Raw genomic sequence first — 22,006 nt, forward strand, 5'->3', positions numbered from 1 at the left:
TCAAATGAAAACGACCACTTCAACTCAAGATCTTCCCGTCGCCGATCTGCAGACCGCACGATTGATTCTGCGCCCCGCAACCACCACAGATGTCGCCCCTCTCTTGGCGTATCATTTGAACAACCGTCAGCACCTTCAACCGTGGGAACCTCTCCGGGGGGCGGAATTTTATACGCGCCCCGCTCTACAAAGTCGGCTTGAAAATATGGCACTGCACGTGCGCTCAGGAAACGCCTTACACTGGCTGATCTGGCACCCCGATAGCGATACGCTACTCGGAGAATGCAATTTCACCAATATTATCCGCGGCATATTTCAGGCATGTCACCTCGGGTACTCGATTGCCGAATCCGCACAGGGTCAAGGATTCATGTATGAAGCACTATCTCGTTCAATCGAATATGTATTCGACACATACGGATTACATCGCATCATGGCAAGCTATCGCCCCGAGAATATTCGAAGCGAAAAACTATTAAAGCGACTCGGATTTGAAACTGAAGGAGTCGCGCGTTCCTATCTAAAAATAAATGGCCAATGGGCGGATCACGTGCTAACGTCACGAATTAATCCGCAGACGACTTGATACACTCGGGGCAACTTAAGTGAGGTCAGACGGAATTCGTGGAGGCCAACGGGTTAAGCAGCGATCTGATTCAGATAGAAACGCTGCGTGAACGCGACAGGCGATTGGTAGTTCAGACGCGCCTGCGTGCGCTGCCGGTTGTAGAAGATCTCGATGTATTCGCTGATCGCCAGGCGTGCCTGCTCACGTGTGGCGAAACGTTGATGATAGATCAGTTCATTCTTCAGCGTTCCCCAGAAGGATTCGATCGGGGCGTTGTCGTAACAGTTGCCACGGCGGCTCATCGACGCGCGCATGTCAAACTGGCCGATGAGTGCTCGATAGGCGAGCGCACAATATTGCGACCCGCGGTCGCTATGGTGAATCAGGCCCGCCGGCGGTCGTCGGGTCACGACAGCGCGGAACAGCGCCTGCATGACCAGATTTTTCGTCATCCGCTCGCTCATCGCGTAGCCGACGATTTCGCCACTGTACAGATCCTTCAGGCCGGCAAGGTACAGCCAGCCCTCGTCGGTCGCGATATAGGTGATGTCACCGCACCAGGCTTGATTGGGCGCCGTCACCGAGAAATTCTGGTTCAGCAGATTCGGCGCGACAGGCAGATCGTGCTTCGAATTCGTCGTGGCCTTGAACCGACGTTTCTGCTTGCAGCGCAGTCCCAGTTTTCTGCGCAACCGTCTGATTCGATGCACGCCGATTCGCACGCCACGTTCCTCGAGATGTTGCTGCAGGCGCTCGGGCCCGAAACTTTCCCGGGTTCGCTGATGCGCCGCGAGCACCTCCGCTTCCAAGCGAGGTTCCTGCCGAGTTCTTTCGGACGGTTTGCGCTTGCGCCACGCATAGTAGCCGCTTACCGATACGCCCAGCACGCGGCACATCGGCGGCACGGAGTAGTCCTGTCGCATTTGTTCAATCACGCCGTACTTCACCGCGACTCCTTCGCGAAGTACGTCGCGAACTTTTTTAGGAGATCGCGCTCCATTTTGACCTCGGCCAGTTCGCGCTTGACCTGTGCCAGCTCGGCCTCCATCTCCGTCAGTGGCTTCTGGTGCCGACCGACATCTTTCAGCTTCCCGGCCTTCGCCGCGCGCACCCAGTTTGCCAGCGTTTTCATTGGGATCGACAACCGCCGGGAAGCTTCCGATACCCCAACACCTTCAGTCAACGCCAACTTGACCGCTTCGTCGCGAAGCTCCTTCGTATAGACCGCTCTTGGAATTCGATTCATCCATGCCTCCGTTTCTCAATTTTACGAAACGTTGGCTTCCATTTTTTTCGACCGGCCTTAAACCGCCGGGGCGAAGTTCACGTAGACCCATGATGAAGGTAAGCCCCTGGCGAAGTCATCTTGACGGGACCGATCGTCGAGATGGTCAAGCGTCGGCTGGAATCCAGCGATGGGGCAGCAGCTGTGCGATGTCGATAGCACGGTGGGTCGGCAACCGGGTCAACACGTCTTTCAGGTAAGCCAACGGATCGTGTCCGTTCAGTTGTGCGGAGCGGATCAACGTCATGATCGCGGCTGCACGCTTGCCCGCGCGCAGCGATCCGACGAACAACCAGTTCGACCTGCCGATAGCCCATGGGCGGACCTGGTTTTCCACCCAGTTGTTGTCCGCTGGCAGATGCCCGTCGTCCAGATAGCGCGTGAGCGCCTCCCAGCGTTTCAGACTGTAATCGAGCGCCTTGGCAATCGCCGAGCCCTCGGGGACACGTTGTCGCTGCTCGAGCAGCCAGGCGTGGAGTGTGTCCGCGATCGGTCGAGCCCGTTCCTGACGCACGATACGTCTTCGGTCGGGTTCAAGTGCCACTACATCACGTTCCACTTCGTACAGCGCGCCGAAGTACCGCAGCGCCTGCGCGGCGAGCTCGCTTTGGTGCTTGACGTGCAGGTCGAAGAACTTTCGGCGGGCGTGGGCGAGGCATCCGATCTCGGTGATCCCGTTTTCGAAGCCAGCCTTGTAGCCGCCGTAGTCGTCGCACACCAGCTTGCCGCGCCATTCGCCCAGGAAGGCGCGCGCGTGTTCGCCGGCACGACTGTCGGCGAAGTCATAGATCACCGCTTTCAGATCGGTGAACTGCGTGGTGCTGTACGCCCATAGATAGGCGCGATGGGTCTTGCCTTTGCCCGGTGCGAGCCTCTGTACCGGCGTCTCGTCGGCGTGCAGCACGTGCTGCTGCAACAGTTCCTGCTGGAGCGCGTCGACCAGAGGCTGCAATCGCACGCCGCATACCCCGACCCAGGCACCGAGTGTCGATTGCGGTATCGCCAAGCCCGCACGTGCAAAGATGCGCTCCAATCGATAGAGCGGCAAGTGATCGGCGTACTTTGCCACCAGCACCCACGCGAGCAGCGCAGCAGTCGGGATGCCCTTGTCGATCACCTGCGGCGCAACCGGCGCCTGCACCAGCGTCTCACATGCTTTGCACACCCACTTGCCGCGGATATGCCGCTCGACCTTGAACACGCCGGGCGTATAGTCCAGCTTCTCGCTGACGTCCTCGCCGATGCGTACGCGCTGGCAACCACACGCGCAGGTTGTATCGTTCGGTTCGTGATGGATGTCGGTGCGGGGGAACTGCGGCGGCAGAGGTGCACGTTTCGGTTGCTGACGCGCCTGGCTGGCTCGCTTCTCCGGTTGCAGCGCTTCGAGCTCGGTTTCAATCGCCGCCAGATCCGCGTCGATCGCTTCGTCGAGCAGGCTCATTTGCTCTTTGTTGAACTGTTCGCTGCGCCTACCGAACTGCTGCCGCTTGATGATCGACAGCTCGTGCGTGAGCTGATCGATCCGCGTTTGCCGATACCGCAGCTCCCGCTCCTTCTCATCGACCTCGCGGTCCTTCTCCCTAACCTCGACGATCAACGCCGCAGCCAAGGTGCGGAGCTGTTCGGGACTGAGGGCGTCGAGGTCGGATGGCAGGTCCATGGCAACCAGTCTGCCAGACGCCAACCCGATACGGAAGCGGAACAGTTTACGTCCGGCACAGCATCATAGGACGGTGATCGCGTGGTCCGGCGTGAGCGTGCGCCACGGCAATCCCGCCACCAACGCGCGCAACTGCTCCGGATTCAGCGGCAGCGCGATCGCTTGCTCACCGTTGGTCCAGACGAATCGCCCCTTGTTCAGGAGCTAATGTCGGAAGTGGTGTACGGCGGTGTGGAGCGGAATCGGCGGGAGGCGGTGGCGATTGCAGGAGAATGTTGCTTTCCAAGGTAACGAACCCAGCAACCAATCCACCACCATGGCGAAACGTAATCGGGAAGCGAACGACAGTCAAGCAACGGAAACAGAATTCAAGGGGCCCGTCGGCCTGGACGAGTTGATCCAGCAAGGCGCGCGGCAGATTATCCAGCAAGCGATCGAGGCGGAATTGAAGGCATTGCTCGAGCAATATTCGAACGTGAAGACGCTGGACGGCCGGCGGGCGATCGTGCGCAACGGCTATCTGCCTGAGCGAGACGTTGTCACGGCAATCGGACCGGTAACGGTCCAGGTGCCGAAGGTCCGCGATCGCTCGGGCTCGGGGGTAAAGTTCAACTCGGAGATCGTGCCGCCCTACGTGCGCAAGTCGCCGCGTGTGTCGTCGGCGCTGCCGTGGCTGTATCTGCGCGGCGTCTCGACCGGCGACATGAGCGAAGCGCTCAGCGTATTGCTCGGCGACCAGGCGAAAGGCCTGTCGGCAAATACCGTCATTCGTCTCAAAGCGATCTGGGCGGACGAATTCGCGCAATGGAACAATCGGGACTTGTCGGCGGCCCGCTGGGTCTACTGGTGGGCCGACGGCATTCATACTGGGGCGCGCAGCGAGGATTCCGACGGGCAATGTCTGCTGGTGATCATCGGCGTGAAGCCAGACGGCAGCAAGGAACGCGTCGCGCTCGCCGACGGCTACCGCGAGTCGAAGGATTCGTGGGTCGAGCTACTGCTCGATCTGAAGGCTCGCGGTCTACAAGCCGGCCCACTGCTAGCCGTCGGCGACGGCGCGATGGGCTTGTGGGCGGCACTCGAGGAAGTGTTCCCGCAGACGCGGCACCAGCGCTGCTGGTTTCACAAGATCGGCAACGTGCTCAACGCGTTGCCGAAGTCGCAGCAGGGCAAGGCCAAGGCCGCGCTCGCGGAGATCTGGAACGCCGCGACGCGCGCCGATGCGATCGTCGCCTACGATCAGTTCGTCGCGACCTATACGGCCAAATATCCGAAAGCTGTCGAGAAGGTCACGAAGGATCGCGACGAGCTGCTCGCGTTTTACGACTTCCCGGCCGAGCACTGGCAGCATGGGAGGTATCCGGAATTTCGTGTGTGAGGCGGGTTGAGATTCAGACTCCAATGTTGAATCGTTCCGGGTAAAGCAGCGCAAACTGGGTCATGGCGCTCTTCCAATCGTGCCGGGAGCCGGTCCACTTGGCAACGACGTTGCGCAGGGCCAGCCAGATCAGTTTGAGCGCGGCCTCGTCCGACGGGAAGTGGCCGCGCGCCTTGATGATCTTCCGAAGCTGCATGTGCAGCGACTCGATCGCGTTGGTCGTATATACAATTTTCCGGATGTCGGGCGCGAAGGCATAGAACGGAATCACCTGATCCCAGGCCCGGCGCCAGAGTGCGGCAATCGGGGGGTATTTCGTACCCCACGGGCTCGTATCGAACGCATCCAGCGCCACGGCGGCTGCTTCGGCCGACGGTGCCCGGTAGACCTCCTTGAGCGCCGCTGCGACCGATTTCCTGTCTTTCCAGCTGGCGAAGTCCAGCGAGTTCCGGATCAGATGCACGATGCAGGTCTGGACCGTCGTTTCCGGGAACACCGTGTTGATCGCTTCCGGGAAGCCCTTCAGGCCATCGACCACGGCGATCAGGATGTCCTGCACGCCGCGCAGCTTCAGGTCGTTCACCACCCGCAGCCAGAACTTAGCCCCCTCGGTCTGCTCGATCCAGAGGCCCAGCACGTCACGTGTGCCGTCGCGGCGCACGCCCAGTGCCAGGTAGATCGCTTTGTTGCGCACGACGCCTTCGTCGCGGATCTTGACTCGCAAGGCGTCGAAGAACACGACCGGGTACATCGGCTCGAGCGGCCGCTGCTGCCATTCGCGCACTTCGTCGATCACGGCATCGGTCACCGTGCTGATGAAGTCCGGCGACACCTCGATGCCGTACATCTCCAGCAGGAAACCCTGAATCTCCCGCACGCTCATGCCGCGTGCGTACATCGCGATGATCTTGTCGTCGAAGCCGGTGAAGCGTCGCTCGCCCTTGGCGATCAGCACCGGATCGAAGGTGCCTTCGCGGTCGCGCGGAATCTCGACGTCGAGCAGGTCGTCGTCGGTCGCGATGCGCTTGCGGCTGGTGCCATTGCGATGGTTCGTGCGGCCTACCGGCTTGGCTTCGCCCTTCTCGTAGCCCAGGTGGTGCGTCAACTCGCCGCCCAGCGCGCGCTCGAAGATCGCCTTCTTGAGCGCAGCGAGCTGCTCGTTGATCGTTGCGCGGTCCAGCGTCCCGGGCACCAGTTGCTTGATCAGTTCCGGGTCCAGGTTCAAGCCCTTGCCCGGCTCAATCGTCACTTCTTCCTTGCGTTTGCGTGGCATAAAGTGGCTCCTTGGCCATCAGTTTATGCCTCACACACAAAGTTCCGGATAGGCTCGCAGCATGTGCGCACGACGAATCCGATCGAGTCGACCTTCGCGACGGTCCGCCACCGCACGACCCGCACGCGAAACTGTCTGTCGCGCGCGACCTTCCTCGGCATGGCCTTCAAGCTCATCGAAGCAGCAGAGGAATCATGGCGCCGCATTCGCGGTGTCGACAAAATCGAACAGATCTTGAACGGCGTGCCCTTCAAGGACGGAACACCGGTGACCGAGAGCACACCGGCTCCTGCTCAACCGCTTGCCGCTTGATCATGCTGCTCGACTGTCGTACACCACATTTGACATTAGCTCCTTGTTCAGACGCCGTGCGGCAAGCCACACACCCAAGCCGTCGTAGACCAACACCTTCATCCGCGTCGATTGCCGGTTGGCAAACAGATATGCATGGTGCGGCCGCACCGCGCCGAACACCTTGACCACGTGCGCCAGCAACGTATCGACGCCGGCACGCATGTCGACCGGCTCCGTCGCCAGCCAGATGGTATCGATGCGAATCATCGCAGCCAGTCCTGTAACCACGTCGCACATTCGCCGGCCGCTGACACGGGCCAGCGCACCGTGACCGTCGCGGCTCCCCGATGGATTTCGATCCGGATGTCAGCGCAACCCGATGCGTTAGCCGGTGCGTCGAGTTGCAACGGAACGAATGCGGCAGGAACGCCCTTCGTTTCGACAGACTCCGCAGGCGCCCCCGACGCCTCTCGCGTAGCCGCCACCCATCGACGCAGCAGATTGGCATTCAATCGGTAGTGCAGCGCCACCGCCGCAATCGACACGTGCGGCTGCATCGCCGCGCGGATCGCCTTCTCCTTGAATTCCTTGCTATGTCGCCGACGACCCCCGGTCGGGCGAAGCTTGTCGTCAAGTGGCGTTGCCTTCGTCATCATGTACACCTGTCCATCAAAAATTTTAATGGACACGATGCTCCTTGCTTTCAATGGCCGCCTTCAAGATGACTTCGCCGGGGGCTTACTGATGAAGCTGCGAACGTTCATCAACACCAGCGAGAGGGGAAGTCCCTTTCATTCTCTAGGGATATAGACTGAACTGAACAAGGGGCAAGATGATGTCCGCGAAAAATACACGCGCATGGACTCGGCTCGCCCCAACTTCGTGTGAGCGTACGTCCCAACACGATCATCAGCATGGGTGCTACCCAAAACTTCCTCCCGGCAACATTGGGATGCTATGACAGGATCGAATTGCTACCAGAGGCGCAGCTCAAACTACTTCGGACGTTCGCCGTTGCGCGAGGGTCTTATGCAGCGCCACGACAACTCGGGTGAGAAATGTCAATATTGTTGATATCAAGTATGTGCAACCCCGTTATTATTCGCATGATTGTTTTCTTGATATTTTTCGCGGCAGCATGTATTTTAATCATGGCAATAGAGCACTTTGCGGCTGAAAGGCCTTCAATACCGAGAACAGGATGGGTCGTCATTCGTTTCGTCGTGATTGCGCTTGCGTTTTCAATCATGACAATCTCGGTGGTGAGGAAAATCATGTCATCTGCGACGCTTGCCCTTTGTTCCACTGCTTCCGACTGGACCGCGGCGGGAATAGCAATTGGACTACTCGTCTCGTTGAGCGTTGTTATTTTGGTGTTGGCGCGCATCAAACCGAGAAATATAAAGAGTCAGGCCTGCAGAATTCGTCATCGCGGCCAGACGCGCGCAATAGCGGACCATGATTGACTTCGATGTCCAATGATCCACTTCCGGGAACACGACGCGATGTGCGTCCGAAGCCACGCCCCGCCGGTTGCAACCGCAACAGCAAAGGAGATAACCGCACAGATCTGGTTTCGGACGCAGAGAGCCCAGCGTCGCAAGAAGGGTTTGATGCCCAGCCGGGCAATCGCGCGCAGCAGCCATCGCAGGTTGAAGCCCGTCGCGCACAGCACCACGTGCAACGCATCGCCGGTCGCCCCCTGCAGCCAGCAGCGCCGCAGCCCGTGATCCTGTTTGACGTGCCCGATCACCGGCTCGACCGCTTGTCGGCGCTTGAGCCACTTGCGTTGCTGCGCGCTCAGCGTCTTGTACTTGCCACGGTGGATCAGCTGCGTCGGCACGATGGCTGCATCAACACCGCGATAGCCCAAGTCGGCGAGCACGGTCGTCGGCTTCGGTTCGCCCGGCACGTTTTCCAGCAGGATTCGCGTCTGCTCGAGCTGCTCGGCCAGCGTATGGCCGTCGTACGGGTTGCCGGGGAACGTGCGCGCGCCCACGATCAGTCCGCTCTTTTCGGTGATCGCCAGGCTGGCCTTTACGCCGAACTCGTACGGCTGCCGGGCTTTGCCCTTGGCGACGCACTCGACCTCCGGTGCATGAAGGGCGTACAGCTTGCCCTTGTCCTTCGGCCGTTGTCGGCAGACCCGCCAGGCCCGCCCAAGCCAGACCGTCAGCGTCGCTCGATACGAGTCGGCCGCCGCGGCCAGCTTGCGCTCAATGTCGCGCAGCAGTCGACCGAGCACCGTGCGTTGCCGCTTGAGGACACGGCGCAGTCGCCTGTACTGCTTCGCGTGGGCGTAGCCGCCGGCGCGGCGGCGCAGTTGCTTGCCTTCGCGTTCGTAGGTCTGCTTCAGCGTCAGTCCGGCGCGCTGAGCGAGCTTCACCAGCTTCGCGCGCGCGAGCTCGAGCAGTCGACTGTCGGTCGGGAACGCAATCGCCTTCTCCTGGACCGTCGTGTCGACGATCACGCGCTTGAACTCGTCCGAGCTCACCGCCTTCATGTCCACCACAACTGCGATCGTCGTCGCCAGCAGCTCCTCGACGCCCGATTCGCCGAGCGCCTGCCGGAACCGCACCAGATTGGTCGGATCGCACGGCAGGCGCGGCTGGAAATAGTCCTCGCCGCAGAAGTACTGCCAGTAGTTGTTCTCGGCCCAGCGCTCACATACCGACTCGTCGCTCTCGTTGAACGCGTGCTTCAGGTAGAGCAACCCCGCCATCAACCGGATCGACAGCCGGGGGCGGCCCGCCCCACTGACTCCCGCACCCGCGAGCTTCGGTGTCGGTCCGAACAGATCGATCACTTCCGTCGCGATGCCTTCCCGCTCACGTCGCGCAAACAGCGGCGTGAGCGTGGCTTCAATCTGCGCCCAGGGCAGTCGCGTCGCAAGTACCGCGAGCGCGGTGACGCAAATCGATCATCGCATCCAGGCGACTACGGAAGAAATCGTCGGTCATCTCGGCGTCCTCAAACTCCCAGGTTTCGATTCAGATCGATATTCGTTCTGGGAGTTCTGCAGCTCCCAAATTCCGCTCAACCCTTTGCTACATCAGCCTCGGCAGTGTTTTGCAGGCCTGACTAAAGAAGTAAGCAATTGCAGCACGATTCACCAGGCCGCTAACATGAAAGAGTTGCTGCCGCACTACGAGCAGGTGGCGATGCAAACTCCCACGGTTGAACGGGTGGTTTTGCTGGGCCAGAATCGCTACCCGGCACCCATCCCCCACTATAGCGAAGAGTGTGCTGCGCTCAGCGGTGATCGGATTGCAAGCGAGCAGCCTTAGCAGCGCCAAATCGGGAGGTGTCCGGAATTAATGAGATGGCCCCTCCACCTTACGAGCGGTACGCTTTTTAGGGTATTTTCACTCTTGGAGACCATTATGAAGAACGTGACGCTGATAGGGATCGACCTGGGCAAAGGCCAAGTCGCCGCAAACCAACGGGATCGTCGAACGGCTGCACAAGACCATGCTCAACGAGTTCTATCGTATCGTCTTCCGCAAGAAGATCTACGACTCGATATCTCCATGTTGCAGACAGACCTTGATGCGTGGCTCGACCAGTACAACAATGAACGAGAGCATCAGGGGCGCTGGTGTTACGGCAAGACGCCGATGCGCACTTTCCTCGATTCGCTCGATCTCGCCAAGGAGAAACTCATCCCCCATTGATTGCTCGTTCTTTGTAGGCCCGACCTGTCAGATCGAGTCCCGGCCAATGCACTTGTAGCGTCGTCATGGAAGCCTTGTGCGGGCGCCCTTTACATGACCCGCAAGCTTGCGGGCTTCGGCCATATGGTCAAACTTATTTCGCCGCAGTTCGTGAAACCGTTCGTCAAGAGCAATAAAAACGACTTCGTCGACGCCGAAGCAATCTCTGAAGCTGCTTCGCGACCATCGATGCGCTTCGCTACACCGAAGAGCGAATCTCAGCAGACGCTGTCGGCGCCGGCGCACGCTTCTAATACGTTCCACTCGGCAACGATCACGAGCGCGTCGGGGTCGGCCGCCGCGTCTTCCGACGGCGCGCAACCCGTGACGTCGACCGTTACGCCGTAACGTTCCGAACGAATGCTACGTAACAAAATCTTTTTTCGACCTTTTCCAGTGAGCTTCATTCAGCCTTAAAGATTCTTGGGGGCCCGCCGCCAGTGCGGCTACCATCGCAGTCCCACGATCTGATTTTGGGCCCGGAAGTTGCAATAGATCACCTGCAACACTCCTTATGGACTTGCGAGGGTCACCATGGATTGCAAATACCTGTACATCAACAATATAAAAATCAACTTTGTGCGCCGCACGATCGAAATCGACAACAAGGTCGTCGACGTCACACCGCGCGAATTCGACGTGGTCGAATTCCTGCTCGATAACATGAACAAGATCGTGTCACGGCAAGCTATCCAGGAAGCGATCTGGGGCCGCGAACTTGACGTGTCGTCACGCACGCTCGACACCCATATCTCACGCATCCGTTTGAAACTGCGGCTTGATCGCGACAAGGACCTGCGCGTTCTCCCAATCTATGCGGTTGGCTACCGGCTGGTGCTATTCGGTGCGACCATGTCGGACGTCCAGCTCGACTACGCCGGGCAGCCGCTGCGCGCCGCAGCCGGCACTGGCGCCGCTTATGCGTAGTGAGGCTGGCCCATTTGCTGCGGGGAGCAGCCCCTTTACTATCTTCACGCCCCGATAATCGGGGCTTTGGCCAGCCAGGTCCGGCATGATTCTCGCCCAGAGTCGCAACCGTGATCCGGGGTGTTGTCACCGGGCCTGGTGGGTGGCTGGTGATCGCTGATAGGGGGTTGGCCGGGATATCCCGACGCCGCCCGTAACGGGGATGCCGAGACTTGCCACCGTTGTTGCAGGCCAATCCGTTCACTCTGCTCATACTTCGATGCAAGACAACACGCTTTTGGCGAGGTCCACACCCAATGCCGTACGAATCATCTTGGACTTCCGGTTTGCTTGTGAAGAGCTCTATGATCTTGCAACTTCAGCAATTTGTACCGTCGGCCCATGAAGATTCAGCGTCTCGCGCTCACGGGTGGGAGGCGTCCATTCCATTCGGAATGGCTTCTGCCCTACCATTGAGCTACACCCGCACGGTTCGCGGATCAGCCGGCGACGCGCTATCTTACTCGGTAACGGGAATCAAGAAGCGATCGCGGTTCTTCACGGAGGCGATCCATTGCGGCGGCTTGCCGCGGCCGCTCCAGGTCGTGCCCGTCTTCGGATCTTGGTACTTCGGCGCAACGGGCGCACGTGTAGCGGACGCAGCAGCGCGTCGGCGCCCGAACAGCTGCTCAGGTGTGATGTTGTATTCTGCAATCTGTTCGCGCATTGCCGCAACGATGCTGTCAAGTTCGGCGAGTCGCGCTTCTTCAGCTTGCTGTGCCAATGCATCAGCCTTTGCTTTGAGTTCCAGGTAAGTCGACATGAGAGAGGCGAAGATTCCTTTGGATAATGAGCTGACAGGGTAATCAGTGAAGGAATTTTAGTCAACGGCGAAAGGCTATTATTTTGAATCCATTTATCACATAAAAAGATACCACGCCGTCAGAATAGTGCGTGACGACGACCGGTTGGACTCCGCACGTTAGCGTCAGTTCATGTGATAAATCACAAAGAGAGAGTGAGATGCAAGCGGGCGGCGCTCGCGCACGGCGGGCGGCGTCGTCGTTGCGTCCGGGGCAGCGTTGCTAACGCTCACGCTGACTGGCGATGGCTTGGCTTGGTGCGCCATCCAACGGGGTGGCGGCCCCGGTCCGGTGCCAGAGGGCACTGCTGGGCATCCCTGCGGATGCGGGCCAAGGTGCGCACGAAGGCTTTGAAGGTCATGACGAGACCGTTGCGGGCGAGGATTTCCAGCGCGTCAACGCGCCTGACGCCGGAGGCGATAGCTGTCTGCCCGTCGTCGAAATGATCGCGTAGGCGCGCGACGGGGTCGAGCGTTGATCGCTGGTGGCAATGGCGCGGAGTTCGGCGGAAATATTGGCGGGAGCGTACATAGCGGTCGTCCATTCGCTGATTGTGAGCGAATAATGACCTCCTCCGCTCGAGTCGTCACTTGTGCGTCACTAATCGGTCCCTTAAATATCACCTGCTGGACTCGGTTTCGCCACTTTTCTGACAACCGTTGACACCTTGTTGGCACCGACTTGCCACCTATACGTCATCTCCGTTCGTTCGGCTCAGCGCATTGAGGCACGGACCACCGCCGGCTTTGCAACACTGACGCGCTCAGGCCACTAATGCGCGGCTGGACGCAATGCCAAGTATTGGTTCAGGAAATCGCCTGGCTCGACAGACAGATTTCGAACACGCTGGCCATGATCCCCAGTTGCTTGGAGGTGTGCGGCGTAGGCCCGTTGACCACATCCGCAGTTGTTGCGAGCATGTTGATGCACGGCAATTCAAAAAACGGCCTGCAGATCGCCGCCTGGGTCGACACCATACCCCGGCGACAGAACAGCAGCGGCGGTGAACCGCGGCTCGGGCGCATCACCAAGCAGGGCAACGACTATATGAGAACCTTGCTATATCAAGGCGCGCTTGGCCATCCTTACCGCCCCTCGACGTGTCGACCGGCTCGTTCGATGGATCGTCCGTCTGCAGGCCCACATCGGCTATTACCCGACACTGGTGGCCGTCGCCAACAAACGTGCCCGCATGCTCTGCCCCCTCGCAAAAGACGAGAAATTCGATCCATCACAAGGGTATATTGCTCCACGCGCGGGGATCCGGCGCAAGCACCAGCTGAATCAGGCATCAACTCCGTCTCCCCCACACTCGGAGTCACAGCAGGCAAATAGGACCGCGAGAATAATTTGGCGGGTTCAGGCTTACGACCAGTCGAAATCCGCGGGACACTCGTACCATATGCCTGCACACTGCAATTCGTGCAACCGCATTTGACGCTCAGAGTCTCGTCACTTAGGGCGCTCGAGATTGTGCAAGGCCGACTGAGCAATCAAACAAGAACTTCCATCTCCATGGTGGCGGATACTTTCTGATCATGCATGACTCGCCCCGAAAAGACGTAATGAGAAAGGGCAGTCGATTGAGACACGCATTCCACCTCGAAGGTAAGTGACTCAAGCGCGGAAACGAGCTGAAGTGCCTCAAGGTCGACTCGAATTATCGTATATTTTCGCTGCTCTCCAAGCATGTGATGCAGTAACCGACTTCGTACCTGAGCGACCGTATCGGCCAGAATTGCCACCGGCCACGTTGGGTAGTCTTGAAAGTGCCCGGCGAACTGATGTTGCGGAAGAGGTGGGGAGTATGCCTTTAATAGCAGGCCCTCCACTCTCCCAAATTCGAGTGGGATCGGATTTTTATAAGGCGATTCATCGGTAGTGGCTTCGGAGAGAATACGATAACGCTTGAACAAACGCCCAAAAAGCGGAGCGGGCAGGATTTGATACTCGCAGTGCAGATGCGCGAACGGCTTTCCGTCGGTAACGATCGCGTGCGCGCTCATTGTTCGAGAGTCGCATCGTGTTACTTCAGCAATCGCTTGAAAAGGCTCGCCTTGAGGTCGAGTTGGGGTGTCGCGCAAATGGGTTAAGCGCGCCTTGGTTGCCAAGTAATAGATTTTCTGATCAGATTGTGCGAGCGCTGCCGCGCAAGAACCAAGGATTGCCAAATGGCGTCCGATTTCCGCCGAGGCCACCGATCCACGCTCAAACCCGGTTGACTGTTCTGAAGCAAACACGCCAAGCACAGTTGAATTGCCTTGGTCATGTAATTCACGAAAAGCAAAGTAAGGTCGTTGCACGCCAATGCGGCGACAAATTTCCTCAATGTCCAACGCTTTCATGGAGTTTACTCACTGTTTGTTGTTTGGCAAACTCGATTGCAACGCTGACGCGTTGACGGCGAAAACAGCTTGCGCCAATCCCTACGGCGTCTAGATGAGGACTTCTCTTCGAGCCACGATGAAAACCGCACCGACAACCCTAAAAAACCAGTCGGCCTCGAGACTTGGAGGGCGTCAGGTCGGCTAGCCATTCACGCTATTAAGTATCAGCGCGCCATTATGGCGACCTTCCTCGGCTCCATTACGCTGCTCCATGTCAATCCGCGGCGTCGAAGAGATCGCGTCCCTCCGACCGGAATTATTGGCGATTACTCTCTGCTGACAGCCTCACCATGTCGTGTGAGGAGGAGGAAGTATCGACTGATGAGGCGCGATCCAATCGCCTTGCCATACAGTAACGCGCGGAAGTTCCGCAACATTGGGATCCCCACCGGTCACGACACGGACGCCAGCCGTCGTGACTCCTTTAATCGTTCGCGTAAGACGGACCGTACAGTCCGAATTAATCGAATACGTTCCGGAAATGGCTGCGGTCGCGAAACCGGTCGGCGTGGACGTCTTTTCGGTGCCGGAGATCGCACCGTTATTATAGGTCAGCGACTCGATGGTCGATACGGGATTGCCCAGATTATCGTGCCCCTGTTCGATTCCATCGGTCGCGATGCCATTGAGCGAAAACCCGCTGCCACACGCGTTGGCCCCCACCGGATCGACCGTACGCACCATCTGCAAGGCTTCGTCATAACCAGCGTCCGCATCGAGAACTGCGCCACTGTGTGCCAGCCCACCCGTATCTACATCGTTCACATCCAGGTTATAGGTGGACGCTTGACCGTTCAATGTCAGGTTCAACGTTCCGTTACCGCAGTCAGTAATCGCATAAGTGCCCGCGTTCTGAACGATTCCTGAATCTTGCACACCCGAGTTAGTCGCCTCAAACAGCCGTGCCGAAGTGATATTGCCATTGCCATCAGCGACAATGTAACCAGTCGTTGACATAGTCGAATGCGCCAGGCAGAGAATGCCCAGAAGGCAGACGTTATATGCGTCCCCCTGTCCGGACAGGACATATTTCCCGTTCAGGCTGGCGTTATTGCACGTCTGTGCTAAAGCCGGCTGCATCAGCGCCGAAAAAATCATCGTGAACATGACCGCAATAAGACGTTTCATGGCGATCCCCTTATGGAGGCAAACATGGATTGATAGGCAAACTAATGAGCACCCGTTACCTGCGCATGATTGAACTGCTCGACATCGCCGCCCGCCGGCAGTAACAAAACGAATTGATCGGCCGGAGAGGCTGGCAACAAAAGCATAGAAGAAGCCAATCGTTTTTCCAGTACTTTTTTGAAAGAAGATAAACTTGTTTGCCGTTCGACATCGTATATGTCGCGATGTGCGCCCATGAATGCAATCATGATTTCAATCGGCGTCCGAACTCCGATTGGGCGAAACACGCAGTGGTCTTGCGAAGCATCTCGTAGATCGTGCGCAGCTCACGGCTCTCTCGCTCCAAGTCCTTCAGGCGTGCCAGCACGTCGCACCCGGTCGCTGTCCGCGGTCACACTCCGCCTGACAGATCCACTTGCGCACCGCCTCGCGCGACTTCCCAATCTTTGCGGCGATCGAGCGGATCGCCGCTCCTGCGTTTCGTACTCGTGCTGCTGCTCAGCCAGCAGTTCTTCAACACCGACTTCACACAGCGCCCACCTCCCGCACCAGATTCATTGGCGAGCACTACAGGTGTGGCCCCAGACAGGTTTCGTTGCTGAAAGATTCAAAAAAATGGAAGAAGCCTTCAATCGGTATCTGGCATCGACCGGCTCTGCCGCGTAGCGCCAAACTCCGGTGGCAGTCTCAATTTTCAGCCTCCGCGCAAACGAAGGACAAGATGCAGTGTCGACTCCTTCTTGATATTGTAGTCACTTAGCGTTCTGCCATCCTCGAGTTGCTTCCCTGAGAAGATCAGGCGCTGTTGATCTGGGGGAATTCCTTCCTGATCCTGAATCTTCACTTTTACGTTATCAATGGTATCCGACGGCATGGCCTCGATTGTTACTGTTTTTCCCCTGAGCGTTTTCACAAAAAATTGATCCGCCATGACGGGCAGTGCGAAGACGGTCAGACTTGCAATCAGCGCGGTGCAGAGGGAGATCTTTACCGAGTTTCGATGCTTCAGGATTTTCATGTTCAGATTCCTTTAAAGATAACTATTGAGCAATGGTCAAGCCACTTGGCTCGTTGCCGATCGGCCCTTTAGCACTTTCGCCGAAATCACTGAGCACGTGACGTTGGCCAGAGGCAGGATCGACCGTGAGCATCGTGCCACTTCCATTGGCATCGGTTACCGCGAGCAATCCGCGCGACGGCAGCCAGGCGATACCATTCGGCGCGACGCCCACGGCTCCCTGAGAGGCGTCGCTAAAGTCTGACAGGCGCGTGCGATGCCCTGAAATTGGATCGACTCGCACGACGGCCCCGCCACCGCCGGCGCTTAGGTCTTGCACCAGCACATATATCTGGCCGGATGGACTGACTGCGACTCCCATGGGAGTCGACTGCGGGTTCGTATCGACCCAACCTTGGTGACTGTTACCGAAATCGCTCAGCACGGTACGAGCGCCCGTGGCGGGATTAACTGCGAATAATTCACCCTCGCTGTTTGTACCCGCACTGCCATCAGCGACTAGCACAGTACTGCCTAATCCCAGCAAGCCCGGGAAGTACGCCATGCTATCCGGATATTGACCTTGATTAGAGCCGATACCAAAGTCCGAAACCAGCACACGATTACCGAAACTGTCCACCGAAAAGATCGCGCCTTGATCATTCGTTCCTGCTAGCGGGTCAGCGACAAGAATGCCAGACCAATTTAACAAGCCCGGAGCGATTACCAATACGGCGCAGGGATACTGTCCGACGGGGCCCTCGTTACTATCGCCGAAATCACTGAGTAACTCTCTGTTCCCTGTAGTCGGATCGATCTTGAACAGCTCTCCCTGGCCATTCGTTCCGGCACTGCCATCGGTTACCAGAACAGCAGACGGACCGAGCAGGCCGAGCAGAGCAGGAGGCATCCAACCCACTGAATTCGGGTCAACACCCGTCGGCCCCTGAGTGTCGCGCCCGAAATCACTGAAGACTGCTCGTGTTCCAGACGTTTGGTTGACAATAAATAATTCGCCGCGCTGCCCAGTGCCAGCGGTCTGGTCAATTACAAGCAGGCCACCCGTCTCAACGGAAGTCGCTTTCGAAATCCCGGCAAATCCGAACACGAGCGCTAGCGCGAGGGCCGCAGACTTAAGATTTCCCATCTTAGTTTCCTTTCTCAAGAATAACAGCCGAATTTTCTTCGCAGTGGACACCTATTACGACTGCCACGCATGGCACAGACTTAACATTATCCGCAAGCGATATCATTTGAAATTGATGCATATACCACCACCATCAGAAACACGAGAGAAATGACCAAAAATATCAATGACAGCCATGCCCCTTCGCGCGCAAAGAAGGGTTTAGATGTCGCTCAATTTAATTGAAATACACATGGAAGAAATTTGTTTTATTTGCATACCCTCTATGACCGGATTGTGTGATAAATATAGGCATCCTATGAAGAAAATTCAATTAAAATCAAGCTATCGTTTCCGCGAAGAAGCGTCGTCATGGACTGGCGAAGAAATGGCACCACTATCTTTTCTGCCTCGATTTTTAGAATCCTGACAGGGGGTACAATTGCGGTGAGTCTTGGCGCAGACATCATTGCCGTGACACTGCTTGCGAGGGGGAAATGGCTGCCTTGGCAGGATCTTCCTTATGATCGCGAGACCCTGCCGCCGTCATTGACCAACCCCACCGTGTCGCCCTCCGGAAATTCGTTGTCGTCCCTTCCTCTGCAGTCGCCAACTAGGAAAGTTGCCGACGTACTGGCGCAACTGGACGCCCACCATGCGACGCCGTTTGTCGCGCCATCCGCGTCCCAAAGCCTCACCTTGCTGGATGCGCTCCGACGTGCGATACCGTATCCGTTTTCGATACGCTGGCCCGCCGCCCGGATCCCGAATGCCTGTTTGAAACGCTGCCTGATGCCACGGTTCACTGTAGTGACTGTCGATTGCGCGACGCCCACTTGTAGACTCCCCCGTCCGACAGCTTGCGCACGTGCTTCACATTGCTTTTAGATATGTCTATTTCCACGAAGCGATTAACAGCACGACACGCAAAACGCAATTCCACATTGACAGCGATGTCACTTCATGTCGGTTTGAACGGCGCCCCTTATATTCATTCTTGCTCAATTTCAAATGATCCATTATTAATAACCGCGCGTACCGAGCGGGCCATATGATGGCGCGTAGAAAGTGACTTCCGGCTCAGAAAATCGCCCGCACTCACCCGATGTACTCCCTTGACTTTCACATCGCGCTTTCAACTCATAATACTCACCATCGCCACCGTTGCTTCGGCACTCCGAATACTTCATATTGGCATATGCATCTCCATGTTGAATTTTTCGAGCGCAATACTCGTGAGAAGCTCTTGTAGCAACGTAAGTCCCACCGTCAACTTCGTCAAATTGAGTAGTACCATAAAAGCTCTTTGCCACTGCGCACTCTGTTGAACTGGACAATGTTGCAATTATCATATACAAAATTACCCTTCCCCATCCAACACGGCGTATTGTGTTCATTCCTGCCTCCGATAAGTTGCCGGCGCAAAATTGGTTGCACGATTTGCGTCACCGATAGCACCGTCTCCAGACATCTCAAGGAGAGGATACGGAAAATATCAAGTACGTCACGCGTAGATTGTCAGCGTCATCTCAGTCGACTCAAAAATTGTCGTCCTCGAATCCCACTGACTTTTCTCCACTGGTTTCACCATTGCCGACAACTGCATTGCCACTCCTACTTTCGGCCGTCAACGCGCTATTTGCGCCCCCATTAACAAATCCAAGGGCAGCAGTCATTCCCGTAGAGCGACTCCACGAGGCAGCCACCACATGCTGATCAGATGTTTCGCAGGTCAGCGCCATCTTGTCGATGTCACTGAAACCAGAGGGACTGCAACTTGAGCCACCTGCAACCGGAGGAATCGAAATAATGGTGCCATTTGAAGGGGCCCAGAATCCTGGCTGGTCAAACCCATTGGGATCACGATAGACGAAAACGATATGCCCAGTAGCGTTAATCGATCGACCGATACTGACAGCGCCATTCGGCAAGTTCAATAAAACCGGCCCGCTACTAGGCGTTGCCCAATAAGCCGACTGCGGATGATCTGGCGCCGGAAAATGGCATGTACCTACACTTTGAAGTGAGTCATTAATTGAAGCAACTGTGCAATGGGTGGCTCCCGCCGGAAGTTGCAGGGAGGTGACTCCATAGCCACACACACCGAGGAGACAACTCGTATTCTGGGCTATTCTGGCAATCATCGGTCCGGGATTGGCGGGGCTCGAATTGGTTGGGCAATTCAAGGCTATACCCGGGCGACCGTTTTGATAGGCGTCGTTGATGTCAGCCGCAACGCAGTTGTCACCATACGCTGATACTAGAACGGGACTAGCGGCATAACCACCGGCCGGCCAGAACACTACCGTATCATTACCTCCCGCCGACACACTTTCGCCAACTACGTCACCATGCTGATTGTAGTTGTCAAATCCGGTGCTGACGTCGGGAACAAGATTCAAGCCTGTCAGAATTGGCAACGGATTCAAGGCGACCGGAGGAACAGAGGACTTGCCCGGAGTTGTCCACACAACCGCACGACCGAAATTATTGGTGGTCGCACAAACGCCAATGACTACGCCCGAATTTGGCATGGCCCCACCGCTACAACTCTGACCGCTGACGAGCGGTGCCAGAACGCTTGGGGTGGTTCCTTTCTGCGCACTATAGATCGCCACTCCTGGCGCTGACGGGTTAGCTGGCGTACAACTCCCGGCTGCCTGCTTGCTGTCGTTAATATCAGTCATGCTGCACTGCACGAAGCCGCCAGGATCAGGATACGGCACCTCTTGAGCGTGCGATATGAGTGGGAAATTCAATCCTTGGACCACCACCAGAAAGATCAGCCCACTATTAAGAAGCGCCTTCATTACTTCTCCCTTTTTGGAAAAATACATAAGCACCACATTAACGAATTACGAACTTGCTGTTGCGCAGCGATTGCCATTTGCGATGATCGCCGAAGATAAATCCCTCCCTCCATGTGCCCCGCCAATCAAAGCGACGCGCAATTATATGACTGTTAGTCTCGCATTGAACACGACAATTGCCCAGCAAGATAATGAATGACTTATTGCAAATGCTGCACCCGGCACCTATGCAATCGCGCCACGATCAAGATCATTTGAAATTGACACACACATACCTCACCATCAGGCACGGAAGATAGTGGGCCAAAAATACAAATAACAGCCGTGCCTCTTCGCGCACAAAGAAGTGTTTGGATGCCAATCAATTCAATCGAAATATTCCTGAAAGCAATTTGTTTTATTTTCAAGAGCCCCCTCGGATCGCATGGTTTGCTTAATATAGGAGTCCTCTGAAGAAATTTCAATTAAAATAAAGTCGTCGTTTCCGTGAAGGAGCGTCGTCATGGACTGGGGCGTTGTTGCATAAATCTGGCACGCCCGCGGTCGACTGACGTTTACACACAACGGCCGGTCCGGCACCCCTGTTAACGATTCGGGTTCCTGCGTAGATTCTCGATTTTTGGCTTCGAGAAGATGCGCAGGGACAAGGGCAAGACGAGCGAGCGGAAGGCGCGCTACCGAGTCAAGAACTGGCCAGCCTACAACGCCGGCCTGATCAACCGAGGTAACGTCACGATGTGGATCGATGAAGCCGCCCTGGCGAGCACGCTGGAGGCCGGGCCGACGCGCGGCCGTCCGCGTTTGTACAGCGACGCGCTGATCCAGGCGCTGCTGGGCATCAAGACCGTGTTCCGTCTGCCGCTGCGCGCGCTGCAAGGCTTCGCGCAAAGCCTGCGCGAGCTGGCTTTCGCCACCTTACCCGTGCCGAACTACACGACACTGAGTCGCCGAGCGCAGACGCATGAGGTCCAACTGCCGGTCATTGGCGACGGCGAGCCGATCCATCTGGTGGTCGACAGCACCGGCATGAAGGTCTACGGCGAAGGCGAATGGAAGGTGCGCCAGCATGGCTATTCGAAGCGTCGCACATGGCGCAAAGTGCATCTCGGGCTCGACGCGAACACCGGTCAGGTACGTGCCGCGCTGATGACGCATCAGGACGTCGCCGACGGTGACGTCCTGGCCGAACTGCTCAACCAGATCCCGGACGACGAGTTGCTCGATGTCATCGGCGGTGACGGGGCCTACGACACCAAACCCTGTCATGCCGCGATCGCCGCACGCGGCGCAACGCCCTCGATTCCGCCGCGCGAAGGCGCCGCTCATTGGCCCGCGAACACGTCCGGCGCGAAGTGGCGCAATGACGCCGTCGATACGACCGCCCGCCTCGGCCGCGACGAATGGAAGAAGGGCAGCGGCTACCATCGGCGCTCGCTCGTGGAGAACGCGATGTATCGCTTCAAGATGCTCACGGGTAACCACTTGTGGGCACGACGCACCGATACGCAGGCCACCGAGGTCGCTATCCGCGTGGGCGTGCTGAATCGCATGGCGGACCTCGCACGCCCGCAATCCGTTCGCATTGCCTGAAACATGAACATAGGCCTTACCTCGTCAT

18 protein-coding genes and 7 pseudogenes are annotated in these 22,006 nt (G+C 57.4%); 9 read left to right on the forward strand and 16 right to left on the reverse strand.

Features of this window, described 5'->3' with window-relative positions; translation table 11 throughout:
* Positions 1-4: 4 nt before the first annotated feature.
* Positions 5-586 carry a GNAT family N-acetyltransferase gene (locus tag FPJ27_RS14305; protein WP_204421547.1) on the forward strand — a complete coding sequence of 194 codons (582 nt, stop codon included), beginning with the start codon at positions 5-7 and terminating at the stop codon, positions 584-586.
* Between the two features lie 53 nt (positions 587-639).
* On the opposite strand, the gene FPJ27_RS14310 is transcribed toward FPJ27_RS14305, so the two are convergent.
* Both FPJ27_RS14310 and FPJ27_RS14315 read right to left on the reverse strand, forming a co-directional pair.
* Positions 640-1,814, reverse strand: a protein-coding gene (locus tag FPJ27_RS14310; RefSeq protein ID WP_204421548.1) for an IS3 family transposase whose coding sequence is annotated in 2 segments (ribosomal slippage) — positions 640-1,553 and positions 1,553-1,814 — 1,176 coding nt in all. Because the reading frame shifts where the segments join, the coding sequence is not laid out codon by codon here.
* Positions 1,815-1,959: 145 nt separating this feature from the next.
* A complete protein-coding gene (locus FPJ27_RS14315; protein WP_204421549.1) occupies positions 1,960-3,513 on the reverse strand; it encodes an IS66 family transposase in 1,554 nt (517 codons plus the stop codon).
* A 316-nt stretch (positions 3,514-3,829) separates the two neighbouring features.
* Here FPJ27_RS14315 and FPJ27_RS14320 point away from each other — a divergent pair.
* Positions 3,830-4,870: pseudogene (locus FPJ27_RS14320) on the forward strand (IS256 family transposase); the annotation flags it as partial.
* A 34-nt stretch (positions 4,871-4,904) separates the two neighbouring features.
* On the opposite strand, the gene FPJ27_RS14325 reads toward FPJ27_RS14320, so the two are convergent.
* Positions 4,905-6,164: an IS256 family transposase gene (locus tag FPJ27_RS14325; protein WP_204421550.1), complete on the reverse strand. Its 1,260-nt coding sequence runs from the start codon at positions 6,162-6,164 to the stop codon at positions 4,905-4,907.
* A 60-nt stretch (positions 6,165-6,224) separates the two neighbouring features.
* Here FPJ27_RS14325 and FPJ27_RS14330 point away from each other — a divergent pair.
* A pseudogene (locus FPJ27_RS14330) lies at positions 6,225-6,476 on the forward strand (IS256 family transposase); the annotation flags it as partial.
* Here FPJ27_RS14330 and tnpB read toward each other — a convergent pair.
* The 4 genes and pseudogenes from tnpB to FPJ27_RS14350 all read right to left on the reverse strand — a co-directional run.
* Entirely contained in the window at positions 6,477-6,725 is a 249-nt protein-coding gene (tnpB, locus tag FPJ27_RS14335; RefSeq protein WP_204421551.1) for an IS66 family insertion sequence element accessory protein TnpB, read from the reverse strand. It lies immediately after the preceding pseudogene.
* Positions 6,722-7,147 (reverse strand): transposase, encoded by a 426-nt coding sequence (locus FPJ27_RS14340; RefSeq protein ID WP_239483192.1) that lies wholly within the window; start codon positions 7,145-7,147, stop codon positions 6,722-6,724. Before FPJ27_RS14340 ends, tnpB begins: the two co-directional genes overlap by 4 nt.
* 338 nt (positions 7,148-7,485) lie before the next feature.
* On the reverse strand, positions 7,486-7,734 hold the full coding sequence (locus FPJ27_RS14345) for a hypothetical protein (protein ID WP_204421552.1): 249 nt from the start codon (positions 7,732-7,734) through the stop codon (positions 7,486-7,488).
* 348 nt (positions 7,735-8,082) lie between these two features.
* A pseudogene (locus FPJ27_RS14350) lies at positions 8,083-9,418 on the reverse strand (IS5 family transposase); the annotation flags it as partial.
* Between FPJ27_RS14350 and FPJ27_RS36455 the strand changes: the two are divergent.
* The 4 genes and pseudogenes from FPJ27_RS36455 (at position 9,365) to FPJ27_RS14370 (ending at position 11,098) form a co-directional block, all read left to right on the forward strand.
* Positions 9,365-9,745, forward strand: coding sequence for a hypothetical protein (locus FPJ27_RS36455; RefSeq protein ID WP_239483318.1), 381 nt, complete (start codon positions 9,365-9,367; stop codon positions 9,743-9,745). The pseudogene FPJ27_RS14350 and the gene FPJ27_RS36455 sit on opposite strands and share 54 nt — an antisense overlap.
* 133 nt (positions 9,746-9,878) lie before the next feature.
* A pseudogene (locus FPJ27_RS14360) lies at positions 9,879-10,132 on the forward strand (integrase core domain-containing protein); the annotation flags it as partial.
* A gap of 53 nt (positions 10,133-10,185) precedes the next feature.
* A pseudogene (locus FPJ27_RS14365) lies at positions 10,186-10,408 on the forward strand (IS110 family transposase); the annotation flags it as partial.
* A gap of 297 nt (positions 10,409-10,705) precedes the next feature.
* Positions 10,706-11,098, forward strand: a complete 393-nt coding sequence (locus FPJ27_RS14370) for a winged helix-turn-helix domain-containing protein (RefSeq protein WP_204421554.1) — start codon at positions 10,706-10,708, stop codon at positions 11,096-11,098.
* A gap of 499 nt (positions 11,099-11,597) precedes the next feature.
* Here FPJ27_RS14370 and FPJ27_RS14375 read toward each other — a convergent pair whose 3' ends face one another.
* Positions 11,598-11,900 (reverse strand): H-NS histone family protein, encoded by a 303-nt coding sequence (locus tag FPJ27_RS14375; protein ID WP_204421555.1) that lies wholly within the window; start codon positions 11,898-11,900, stop codon positions 11,598-11,600.
* Between the two features lie 269 nt (positions 11,901-12,169).
* On the reverse strand, positions 12,170-12,484 hold the full coding sequence (locus FPJ27_RS14380; protein ID WP_204421556.1) for a hypothetical protein: 315 nt from the start codon (positions 12,482-12,484) through the stop codon (positions 12,170-12,172).
* A 335-nt stretch (positions 12,485-12,819) separates the two neighbouring features.
* Here FPJ27_RS14380 and FPJ27_RS36460 point away from each other — a divergent pair.
* Positions 12,820-13,017, forward strand: a pseudogene (locus tag FPJ27_RS36460) (transposase); the annotation flags it as partial.
* A 416-nt stretch (positions 13,018-13,433) separates the two neighbouring features.
* Here FPJ27_RS36460 and FPJ27_RS14390 read toward each other — a convergent pair.
* The 7 genes and pseudogenes from FPJ27_RS14390 to FPJ27_RS14415 form a co-directional block, all read right to left on the reverse strand.
* Entirely contained in the window at positions 13,434-14,285 is an 852-nt protein-coding gene (locus FPJ27_RS14390; RefSeq protein ID WP_204421558.1) for a hypothetical protein, read from the reverse strand.
* 327 nt (positions 14,286-14,612) lie between these two features.
* Entirely contained in the window at positions 14,613-15,455 is an 843-nt protein-coding gene (locus tag FPJ27_RS14395; RefSeq protein WP_204421559.1) for a hypothetical protein, read from the reverse strand.
* A gap of 41 nt (positions 15,456-15,496) precedes the next feature.
* A complete protein-coding gene (locus FPJ27_RS14400) occupies positions 15,497-15,703 on the reverse strand; it encodes a hypothetical protein (RefSeq protein ID WP_204421560.1) in 207 nt (68 codons plus the stop codon).
* Positions 15,704-15,723: 20 nt separating this feature from the next.
* Positions 15,724-15,926, reverse strand: a pseudogene (locus tag FPJ27_RS36465) (IS3 family transposase); the annotation flags it as partial.
* A 223-nt stretch (positions 15,927-16,149) separates the two neighbouring features.
* Positions 16,150-16,473 (reverse strand): ubiquitin-like protein, encoded by a 324-nt coding sequence (locus FPJ27_RS14405; RefSeq protein WP_204421561.1) that lies wholly within the window; start codon positions 16,471-16,473, stop codon positions 16,150-16,152.
* 22 nt (positions 16,474-16,495) lie between these two features.
* Positions 16,496-17,599 carry a hypothetical protein gene (locus FPJ27_RS14410; RefSeq protein WP_204421562.1) on the reverse strand — a complete coding sequence of 368 codons (1,104 nt, stop codon included), beginning with the start codon at positions 17,597-17,599 and terminating at the stop codon, positions 16,496-16,498.
* A gap of 1,517 nt (positions 17,600-19,116) precedes the next feature.
* Entirely contained in the window at positions 19,117-20,388 is a 1,272-nt protein-coding gene (locus tag FPJ27_RS14415) for a hypothetical protein (protein ID WP_204421563.1), read from the reverse strand.
* 633 nt (positions 20,389-21,021) lie between these two features.
* Between FPJ27_RS14415 and FPJ27_RS14420 the strand changes: the two genes are divergently transcribed.
* Positions 21,022-21,978: an IS5 family transposase gene (locus FPJ27_RS14420; protein ID WP_204421564.1), complete on the forward strand. Its 957-nt coding sequence runs from the start codon at positions 21,022-21,024 to the stop codon at positions 21,976-21,978.
* Positions 21,979-22,006: the final 28 nt, after the last annotated feature.

This window comes from Burkholderia sp. MS455 (genome assembly GCF_016899445.1).
In the GTDB taxonomy this organism is placed as follows: domain Bacteria; phylum Pseudomonadota; class Gammaproteobacteria; order Burkholderiales; family Burkholderiaceae; genus Burkholderia; species Burkholderia pyrrocinia_C.